This is a genomic window from Micromonospora sp. NPDC047557, assembly GCF_043205095.1.
Classification (GTDB): domain Bacteria; phylum Actinomycetota; class Actinomycetes; order Mycobacteriales; family Micromonosporaceae; genus Micromonospora.
Window position 1 is genome coordinate 38,271 of record NZ_JBIDDK010000025.1, and the last position, 8,369, is coordinate 46,639.

General features: G+C 74.0%; 8 protein-coding genes. All 8 read left to right on the forward strand.

What is annotated here, in order from left to right; translation table 11 throughout:
- Nucleotides 1-34 precede the first annotated feature (34 nt).
- The 8 genes from ACGGAQ_RS31975 to ACGGAQ_RS32010 all read left to right on the forward strand — a co-directional run bounded on the left by ACGGAQ_RS31975 (nucleotide 35) and on the right by ACGGAQ_RS32010 (nucleotide 8,259).
- The gene (locus ACGGAQ_RS31975) at nucleotides 35-1,201 is read left to right on the forward strand and encodes an inositol-3-phosphate synthase (protein ID WP_393055784.1); all 1,167 of its coding nucleotides are present in this window, start codon (nucleotides 35-37) and stop codon (nucleotides 1,199-1,201) included.
- The gene (locus ACGGAQ_RS31980) at nucleotides 1,185-2,057 is read left to right on the forward strand and encodes an SCO3242 family prenyltransferase (RefSeq protein ID WP_393055788.1); all 873 of its coding nucleotides are present in this window, start codon (nucleotides 1,185-1,187) and stop codon (nucleotides 2,055-2,057) included. Before ACGGAQ_RS31975 ends, ACGGAQ_RS31980 begins: the two co-directional genes overlap by 17 nt.
- On the forward strand, nucleotides 2,054-3,055 hold the full coding sequence (locus ACGGAQ_RS31985) for a sugar phosphate isomerase/epimerase family protein (protein ID WP_393055790.1): 1,002 nt from the start codon (nucleotides 2,054-2,056) through the stop codon (nucleotides 3,053-3,055). Before ACGGAQ_RS31980 ends, ACGGAQ_RS31985 begins: the two co-directional genes overlap by 4 nt.
- Before the next feature lie 65 nt (nucleotides 3,056-3,120).
- Nucleotides 3,121-3,729, forward strand: a complete 609-nt coding sequence (locus ACGGAQ_RS31990; protein ID WP_393055793.1) for an EboA domain-containing protein — start codon at nucleotides 3,121-3,123, stop codon at nucleotides 3,727-3,729.
- Nucleotides 3,730-4,584: a TatD family hydrolase gene (locus ACGGAQ_RS31995; RefSeq protein WP_393055796.1), complete on the forward strand. Its 855-nt coding sequence runs from the start codon at nucleotides 3,730-3,732 to the stop codon at nucleotides 4,582-4,584.
- Nucleotides 4,584-5,783 carry a metabolite traffic protein EboE gene (gene eboE / locus ACGGAQ_RS32000; protein WP_393055799.1) on the forward strand — a complete coding sequence of 400 codons (1,200 nt, stop codon included), beginning with the start codon at nucleotides 4,584-4,586 and terminating at the stop codon, nucleotides 5,781-5,783. The genes ACGGAQ_RS31995 and eboE overlap by 1 nt, the downstream gene beginning before the upstream one ends.
- Nucleotides 5,780-7,195, forward strand: a complete 1,416-nt coding sequence (locus ACGGAQ_RS32005) for an alkaline phosphatase family protein (RefSeq protein ID WP_393055802.1) — start codon at nucleotides 5,780-5,782, stop codon at nucleotides 7,193-7,195. Before eboE ends, ACGGAQ_RS32005 begins: the two co-directional genes overlap by 4 nt.
- Nucleotides 7,192-8,259 (forward strand): polyprenyl synthetase family protein, encoded by a 1,068-nt coding sequence (locus ACGGAQ_RS32010; RefSeq protein ID WP_354854588.1) that lies wholly within the window; start codon nucleotides 7,192-7,194, stop codon nucleotides 8,257-8,259. Before ACGGAQ_RS32005 ends, ACGGAQ_RS32010 begins: the two co-directional genes overlap by 4 nt.
- Nucleotides 8,260-8,369: the final 110 nt, after the last annotated feature.

Consider the following 8,369-nt stretch of genomic DNA (forward strand, 5'->3'; position numbering starts at 1 on the left):
CACCGACGGTTCCTCCTGAACGGGAAGGAGCACCATGCGAACGGGTGTCTGGCTGGTAGGAGCACGCGGTTCGGTCGCGACCACCAGCATCGTCGGAGGGCTCGCGTTGCGGGCCGGCCTGGCCGGGCCGACCGGCTGCGTCACCGAGTTGCCGGATCTGCGCGGTCCCGCCCTCCCGTCCTTCGCGGACCTGGTCTTTGGCGGGCACGACGTGGCCACCACCCCGTTGAGCAAGCGCGCGGAGGCCCTCGCCGACACCGGTGTGATACCCGGGCGGCTGGTCGCCGCGCTCCCCGACGAGCTGGCCGCCGTCGAGCAGGAACTGCGTCCCGCCCCGCTCGGCGCCACCCAGGCCGACCGGGTCGCGACAGTCGTGGGTGACCTCACCTCCTTCCGGGCGCGCAACCGGCTAGACCGCGTGGTCGTGGTCAACGTCTCCGCCACCGAACCCGCACCCCGACCGCACCCCGGGCACGTCGACCCGGCCGCGCTGCGTGCCGCCCTCGCCGGCCCGGACGAGGTGCTGCCGCCCAGCTCCCTGTACGCGTACGCGGCGCTGCTGGCCGACTGCCCGTACGTCGACTTCACCCCGTCCACCGGGCTGCGGCTGCCGGCGCTGGCCACGCTGGCCGAAGAGCGGCGCCTGCCGTACGCCGGGCACGACGGCAAGACCGGTGAGACCCTGGTCAAGTCGGTGCTCGCGCCGATGTTCGCGATGCGCAACCTCGCCGTGCGCTCCTGGTCCGGGATGAACCTGCTCGGCGGCGGCGACGGCGCCACCCTGGCCGACCCGGCCGCCAACGCGGCCAAGGTGCAGAGCAAGCAGCGCGTGCTCGGCGAGACGCTGGGCTACGTCCCGCAGGGCAACACCCGCATCGAGTACGTCGAGGAGCTGGGCGACTTCAAGACCGCCTGGGATCTGATCACGTTCGCCGGGTTCCTCGGCACCGGGATGCGGATGGAGTTCACCTGGCACGGCTGCGACTCCGCGCTGGCCGCGCCGCTGGTGCTCGACCTGGCCCGGCTCACCGCCGCCGCGCACGCCGCCGGGCACGTGGGGCCGTTGGCCGACCTGGGCTTCTTCTTCAAGGACCCGCTCGGCGCGCCCACCCACTCGCTGGCCGAGCAGTGGGCCCGGCTGACCGACTTCACCCAGCGGTTGCACGCCGGCCTGGACGGTGGCCATGACCACGCTGGCTGACCTGGCCGAGCTGGTCCGGGCACCGGCCGCGCTCTCGGTCCCCGGTGACGTGGTCGCCGGCGCGGCGGCCGCCGGCGCGTTGAGCCCGCGTACCCCCGCCCTCGCCGGCGCGTCGGTGTTGCTCTACTGGGCCGGCATGGCCGCCAACGACTGGGCCGACCGGGAGTTGGACGCCATCGAACGCCCCGAGCGGCCGATCCCCAGCGGCCGGGTCACCCCTACCGCCGCGCTGGGCCTCGCGGCCGGCCTCACCGCCGCCGGCGTGGGCCTGGCCGCCGCCGTGGGCGGTCGCCGCGCCGCCGCGCTCGCGGTGCCGCTGGCCGCCAGCATCTGGGGGTACGACCTGCTGGCCAAGAACACCGCCGCCGGCCCCGCCGTGATGGCCGCCTGCCGAGGGCTGGACGTGCTGCTGGGCGCATCCGGCGGCCGCCTGTGGCGGGCGCTCCCCTCGGCGGCGACCGTGGCGGCCCACACCTGGACGGTCACCACCCTGTCCCGGCGCGAGGTCACCGGCACGGACGCGGCCCTGCCGATGCGCACCCTGGCCGGCACCGCAGTGGTCGCCGCCAGCGCCGCCATCGCCGTCCCCGGCACCCGTCGCGCTGCCGCCCCCGCCGTCGCGCTGCCCGCGGTGCTGGCCGGGTGGTACGCCGCCCGCTACGGCGCGGCCCAGGCCCAGGTCGTCCGGGATCCCTCGGCCGGGAAGGTCCGCGCGGCGGTCGGCGCGGGGATCACCGGCCTGCCCGCCCTACAGGGAGCGCTCACCGCACGCGGCGGCGCCGGCCTGCTCGGGCTGGCCGTCGCGGCGGCGGCGCCACTGGGCCGTCGACTGGCCCGGAAGGTCTCCCCGACATGACCGTGCCCCGGCCCCGACCTGGGCGGTCCGGCAACGGGACGGTCGTGCCGCCGAGCGGCGACGCGACGACGCTGCGCCTCGGGTACGGCACGAACGGCTTCGCCAACCACCGGCTCGACGACGCGCTCGCCGTCCTCGCCGACCTCGGCTACGACGGCGTGGCGCTCACCCTGGACCACGACCACCTGGACCCGTTCGCACCCGGGCTCACGCGCCGGATCGCCGCGGTCGCTCGGCGGCTGGACGCGCTGGGTCTGGGGGTGGTGATCGAGACCGGGGCCCGCTATCTGCTCGACCCGTGGCACAAGCACGCACCGACGCTGCTGCACGACGACCCCACCCGGCGGATCGAGTTCCTTCGCCGGGCGGTGCGGATCGGCGCTGACCTGGGGGCGGAGGCGGTCTCGTTCTGGGCCGGTGTGCGGCCCGAGACGGTGTCACCCCAGTGCGCCTGGGACCGGCTCGTCGCCGGCTGCGCCAGCGTGATCGACGCCGCCGACAGCGCGGGCGTCACCCTCGGCTTCGAGCCGGAGCCGGGCATGCTTGTCGAGAGCATCACCGACTGGCGTCGACTGCACGCGGCGCTCGACGCGCCGGCCCGCTTCGGCATCACCCTCGACATCGGCCACTGCCGGTGCCTGGAGCCGTGGCCGGTGCCGCAGTGCGTCGCCGAGGTGGCCGACCACCTGGTCAACGTGCAGATCGACGACATGCGCCGGGGCGTGCACGAGCACCTGGAGTTCGGCACCGGTGAGATCGACTTCCCACCGGTGCTGGCGGCCCTGGCCGACGCCGGCTACCTCGGGCTGGTCGCCGTCGAGTTGCCCCGCGACTCGCACGCCGCACCGGACGTGGCCGCCCGGTCCATTGATTTCCTGCGCGCCGCGGCGGCCACTTCGACAATCGGTGACCGCCGGCGACAAGAGGTACCCGCCGACGCCCTTTGCTCTGCTTCAACGGACGCAACAGATCGGGACACCAACCGTCGCGTGGAGTGAAGCAGAGCAAAGGACGCGCTCGGGCACCCGCGGAGCGGCGCAGCAGCACAAGGGGAGGAGACGGGATGACACCGGATTCACTACGGGCCGCGCTGCGGGGCGTACCCGATCCCGATTGGCTGGACGAGGCGCTGCGCCGGGTCGCGGCCGAGCCCACCGCGATCGCCCGGCTCTTTCCCGCGGTCGGCCGGCGTTGCGGTCGGGCCGCGTTGCCCGACGCCCCCGGCTGGACCGCCGACGACGCGGCCCGGGTGCTGCTGCTCACCGCCCTGCCGGGCGAGCACGCCTCGTACGCCGAGAACCTCTACCAGCACGGTGACGCGGCCGAGCGGCGGGCCGTGCTGCGGGCCCTGCCCCTGCTGCCGATCGGCGCCGCCGGGGTGCCCCTGCTGCATGACGCGATCCGGACCAACGACACCCGGCTGGTCGCCGCGGCCCTCGGCCCGTACGCCCGGCACCTCGACCCGGCCGCCTGGCGGCAGGCGGTGCTCAAGTGCGTGTTCAGCGGCGTTCCGTTGGCCGTGGTCGCCGACCTGGAGACCCGCGCCGACGGGGAGCTGGCCGCGATGCTGGCCGCGCTCACCGCCGAGCGGCACGCCGCCGGCCGGGAGATGCCCGCCGACGCCACCGACCTGCTCGACCGGCTCACCGCCGCACTGCCCCGGGAGGCGTGAATGCGCATCTTCGACCCCCACATCCACATGACCTCACGCACCACCGACGACTACGAACGGATGGCCGCCGCCGGGGTCCGCGCGGTGGTGGAGCCGGCGTTCTGGCTGGGCCAGCCGCGCACCAGCGCCGCCTCGTTCATCGACTACTTCGACTCGCTCATCGGCTGGGAGCCCTTCCGGGCCGGGCAGTTCGGGGTGCGGCACCACGCCACGATCGCGCTCAACCCCAAGGAGGCCAACGACCCGCGCTGCCGCCCGGTGCTCGACCTGCTGCCCCGCTACCTGGACAAGGACGCGGTCGTGGCGGTCGGCGAGATCGGGTACGACTCGATGACGCCGGAGGAGGACGAGGCGTTCGCCGCGCAGCTCGCCCTCGCCGTGGCGTACGACCTGCCGGCGCTGGTGCACACCCCGCACCGGGACAAGGCGCGCGGCTGCGAGCGCACCCTCGCCGTGGTCGCCGAATCCGGCATCGACGCGGGTCGCGTGGTCGTCGACCACCTCAACGAGGTGACCGTCAAGCTCGTCCGGGACAGCGGCTGCTGGCTGGGTTTCTCCATCTACCCGGACACCAAGATGACGCCGCACCGGATGGTCGATTTGCTGCGCGAGTACGGCACGGAGCGGATGCTTGTCAACTCGGCCGCCGACTGGGGTCGCTCCGATCCGCTGCTGACCCGGGCCACCGCGGAGGCGATGCTGCTCGCCGGGTTCAGCGACGACGACGTCGACCGGGTGCTGTGGCGCAACCCCGTGGAGTTCTACGGCCAGTCCGGTCGGCTCGACCTGAGCGACCTCGACGTCACCGCCGTGGACCCGCAGACCGGCAACTCGATCCTGCGCGGCGGCAGCTGATGCGGCTGCGACATGCCGGCGGTGACACCGTCCATCTCGGCTACTGCACCAACGTGCACCCCGCCGAGGACCTCGCCGGCATCCTCGGTCAACTGGACACCTACGCCGTGCCGGTGCGGGAAGCGCTCGGCAGCGACCTGCTCGGCCTCGGCCTGTGGCTGGCCGCCCCGGTCGCCGCCGAGCTGGCCGCCGACCCGGCGTTGCGTCTGCGGCTGCGCGCCGAACTGGACGCGCGCGGGCTGGAGGTGGTCACCCTCAACGGCTTCCCGTACGCGGCCTTCCAGGCGCCGGTGGTCAAGCAGGACGTGTACCACCCGGACTGGACCACCGAGCAGCGGCTGACGTACACCCTGGATCTGGCCCGGGTGCTCGCCGACCTGCTGCCCGACGACGCGGCCCGGGGCTCGATCTCCACCCTGCCGCTGGCCTGGCGGCGGCCCTGGGACACCGAGCGGGCCGACGCCGCCCGACGCCGGCTGGACCAGCTCGCCGCCGGCCTGGCCGCGGTGCAGCGCGACACCGGCCGCGAGGTGCGGGTCGCCTTCGAGCCGGAGCCCGGCTGTGTGGTGGAGAGCACCGGGCAGGCAGCCGCGCTGTTGGACGGCATCGACACCGACCGGTTGGGCGTCTGCGTCGACCTGGCCCACCTGGCGTGCGCCTGGGAGGAGCCGGCCGAGGCGTTGGAACGACTGCGGGCGGCCGGGCTGCCCGTGGTGAAGGTGCAGGTCTCCGCCGCCGTCGAGGCGGCCGACCCGGCCGGCGGCGCGGACGCGCTGCGCCGCTGGGTGGAGCCGCGCTTCCTGCACCAGACCCGGAGCGCCGGCTGCGCCGGTCTGGCCGACCCGGCCGACCCGGCGTACGCGGCCGACGACCTGGACGAGGCGTTGGACCGGGCGCTGCCCGGCCCGTGGCGGGTGCACTACCACGTGCCGCTGCACGCCCCACCTGAGGAACCACTCGGCTCGACCCTGTCCGTCCTGCGCGCCGCCCTGAGAGCGCTCTACAGCGGGCCGGCCGCCGGGTGCGACCACCTCGACGTCGAGACGTACACCTGGGGGGTTCTACCGGCCGCGCGGCGGCCGGGCACCGACGCGGAGCTGGCCGCCGGCATCGCCGCCGAGCTGGCCTTCGCCCGAGACGAACTGGTCGGCCTCGGGCTGACCCCGGAACACACCGTGACCGCGGGAGTGACGCGATGAGCCGACGACTTGTGGTACTCGACGTGGTGGGGCTGACCCCCCGCCTGCTGGCGCACATGCCTCGGCTGCGCGGCGTCGCCGACGGCGGCTTCCGGGCCGAGCTGGGCACCGTGCTACCCGCGGTGACCTGCTCGGTGCAGTCCACCTTCCTCACCGGCGAGCAGCCCAGCGGGCACGGGATCGTCGGCAACGGGTGGTACTTCCGGGAGCTGGGCGAGGTGTTGCTGTGGCGGCAGCACAACGCGCTGGTCGGCGGGGACAAGCTCTGGCAGGCGGCCCGTCGGGCCGAACCGGGCTACACCGTGGCCAACGTCTGCTGGTGGTACGCCATGGGCGCGGACGTCAACTGGACGGTCACGCCGCGACCGGTGTACTACGCCGACGGCCGCAAGGAGCCGGACTGCTACACCGACCCGCCGGAGCTGCACGACGCGCTCACCGGGCGGCTGGGCACCTTCCCGCTGTTCACCTACTGGGGGCCGACCGCCGGGCTGCCGTCGTCGCGGTGGATCTGCCAGGCCGCCGAGCAGATCCTGGCCGACGTGTCACCCGACCTGACCCTGGTCTACGTCCCCCACCTGGACTACGACCTGCAACGCTTCGGCCCCTCGTCGGCCCAGGCCGCCGCCGCGGCGGCCGAGCTGGACGCGGTGCTCGGCCCGCTGCTGGACGCCGCACGGGCCCGCGACGCGACAGTGGTGGTGCTCTCCGAGTACGGCATCACCGACGTGTCCCGGCCGGTGGACGTCAACCGGCTGCTGCGTGCCGAGGGGCTGCTGCGGGTGCACACCCAGGCCGGCATGGAGTACCTCGACCCGTGGACGTCGAAAGCGTTCGCGGTCGCCGACCACCAGGTCGCGCACGTCTACGTCAAGGACCCGGCCGACGTGCCGGCGGTGGCGAAGCTCTGCGCCGGACTACCCGGGGTGGCCGAGGTGCTCGACGCCGACGGCAAGGCCGCGCACGGGCTGGACCACCCACGCGCCGGCGAGCTGGTGCTGGTGGCCGAGCCGGACTCCTGGTTCACCTACTACTACTGGCTCGACGACGCCCGCGCGCCGGACTTCGCCCGGCTGGTCGAGATCCACCGCAAGCCGGGGTACGACCCCGCCGAGCTGTTCTTCGACCCGGCCAACCCCGGCGCCGCGAAGGCTCGCGCAGGGGTGGCGCTGGCCCGCAAGAAGCTCGGCATGCGCTACCTGATGAGCGCCGTCGGCCTGGACGCCGGCGCCCAGGCGGTGCGCGGCTCACACGGGCGGCTGCCCAGCGACCCGGCGGACGCCCCGGTGCTGCTCTGCTCCGACCCGTCCGCTGCCCGGGACCGGGTCGCGGCCACCGAGGTGAAGGCGCTGCTGCTGGAGTTGGCCGGGTTGGCCAGCCGCGACGGTGGCCGGACCGGGGTGGGATCGTGACGTCCACCGTCGCCCCGACGGACGCGAGCAGGCTGCGGGAGCGCTTCGACGCGGAGCTGGCGGCCTTTCTCGACCGGCAGGGCCCGGACTGGCCCGACGGCGCGCCGCGCGGGGTGTTCACCGCGCTGCAACGGTTCGTGCTGGCCGGCGGAAAGCGGCTGCGTCCGCTGTTCTGCTACTGGGGCTGGCGCGCTGCCGGGGCCGCCGACGGCCGCCCGATCGTGGTGGCCGCGGCGGCGTTGGAGCTGTTCCACGCGTTCGCGCTCATCCACGACGACATCCTGGACGGCAGCGACCGCCGCCGGGGCGAACCGTCGGTGCACCGCCTCTTCGCCGACCTGCACGCCCGCTCGTCGTGGCGCGGCGACCCCGAGGCGTACGGGCGCAACACCGCACTGCTCTGCGGGGACCTCTGCGCCGCCTGGTCGGATCAGATGTTCCACGAGTGCGGGCTGGACACCGAACAGGTGCACCGGGGCTACGCCGTGTTCGCGCTGATGCGTACCGAGGTGATCGCGGGGGAGTACCTCGACCTGGTCTCCGGGGTGGGTGACGGCTCGGTGGCCAGCGCGCTCACCGTGATACGGATGAAGGCGGCCCGGTACACGGTCACCCGCCCGTTGCAGATCGGCGCGGCGCTGGCCGGGGCGGGGCCGGAGCTGATCGCGGCTCTCGGCGAGTTCGGTGATCCGTTGGGTGACGCGTTCCAGCTCCGCGACGACGTGTTGGGCGTCTTCGGTGATCCGGCGGTCACCGGCAAGTCGATCCTGGACGACCTGCGTGAGGGCAAGCCGACGGTGATGATGGCGCTGGCCCGCAGCGCCGCCGACCGGTCGCAGACCCTGCGGCTGCGTGAGCTGTTCGGCAACCCGAAGTTGGACGCGGACGGCGCGGTCGAGCTGCGCGAGATCATCGAGGCCACCGGCGCGCGGGACCGGATCGAACAGATGATCAGGATACGCAAGGAAGCGGCGACGGGAGCGCTGGCGGCGATCCCGCTTCCGGATTCGGTACGGGCGGCGTTGGTGGGGTTGGCCAGTCAGGTGACCGGTCGGCAGTCGTGACGTGTCGGGGGGGGGGGGGGGGGGGGGGGGGGGGGGGGGGGGGGGGGGGGGGCCCCCCCCCCCGCAAACAAGAAAAAAAAACAATAGAAAAACACAAAAAAAACAAAAAA

Excerpts from the sequence above, each read along its gene's own strand:
- ACGGAQ_RS31975 (WP_393055784.1), top strand. The coding sequence starts at position 35 with ATGCGAACGGGTGTCTGGCTGGTAGGAGCACGCGGTTCGGTCGCGACC.
- ACGGAQ_RS31980 (WP_393055788.1), top strand. The coding sequence starts at position 1,185 with ATGACCACGCTGGCTGACCTGGCCGAGCTGGTCCGGGCACCGGCCGCG.
- ACGGAQ_RS31985 (WP_393055790.1), top strand. The coding sequence starts at position 2,054 with ATGACCGTGCCCCGGCCCCGACCTGGGCGGTCCGGCAACGGGACGGTC.
- ACGGAQ_RS31990 (WP_393055793.1), top strand. The coding sequence starts at position 3,121 with ATGACACCGGATTCACTACGGGCCGCGCTGCGGGGCGTACCCGATCCC.
- ACGGAQ_RS31995 (WP_393055796.1), top strand. The coding sequence starts at position 3,730 with ATGCGCATCTTCGACCCCCACATCCACATGACCTCACGCACCACCGAC.
- eboE (WP_393055799.1), top strand. The coding sequence starts at position 4,584 with ATGCGGCTGCGACATGCCGGCGGTGACACCGTCCATCTCGGCTACTGC.
- ACGGAQ_RS32005 (WP_393055802.1), top strand. The coding sequence starts at position 5,780 with ATGAGCCGACGACTTGTGGTACTCGACGTGGTGGGGCTGACCCCCCGC.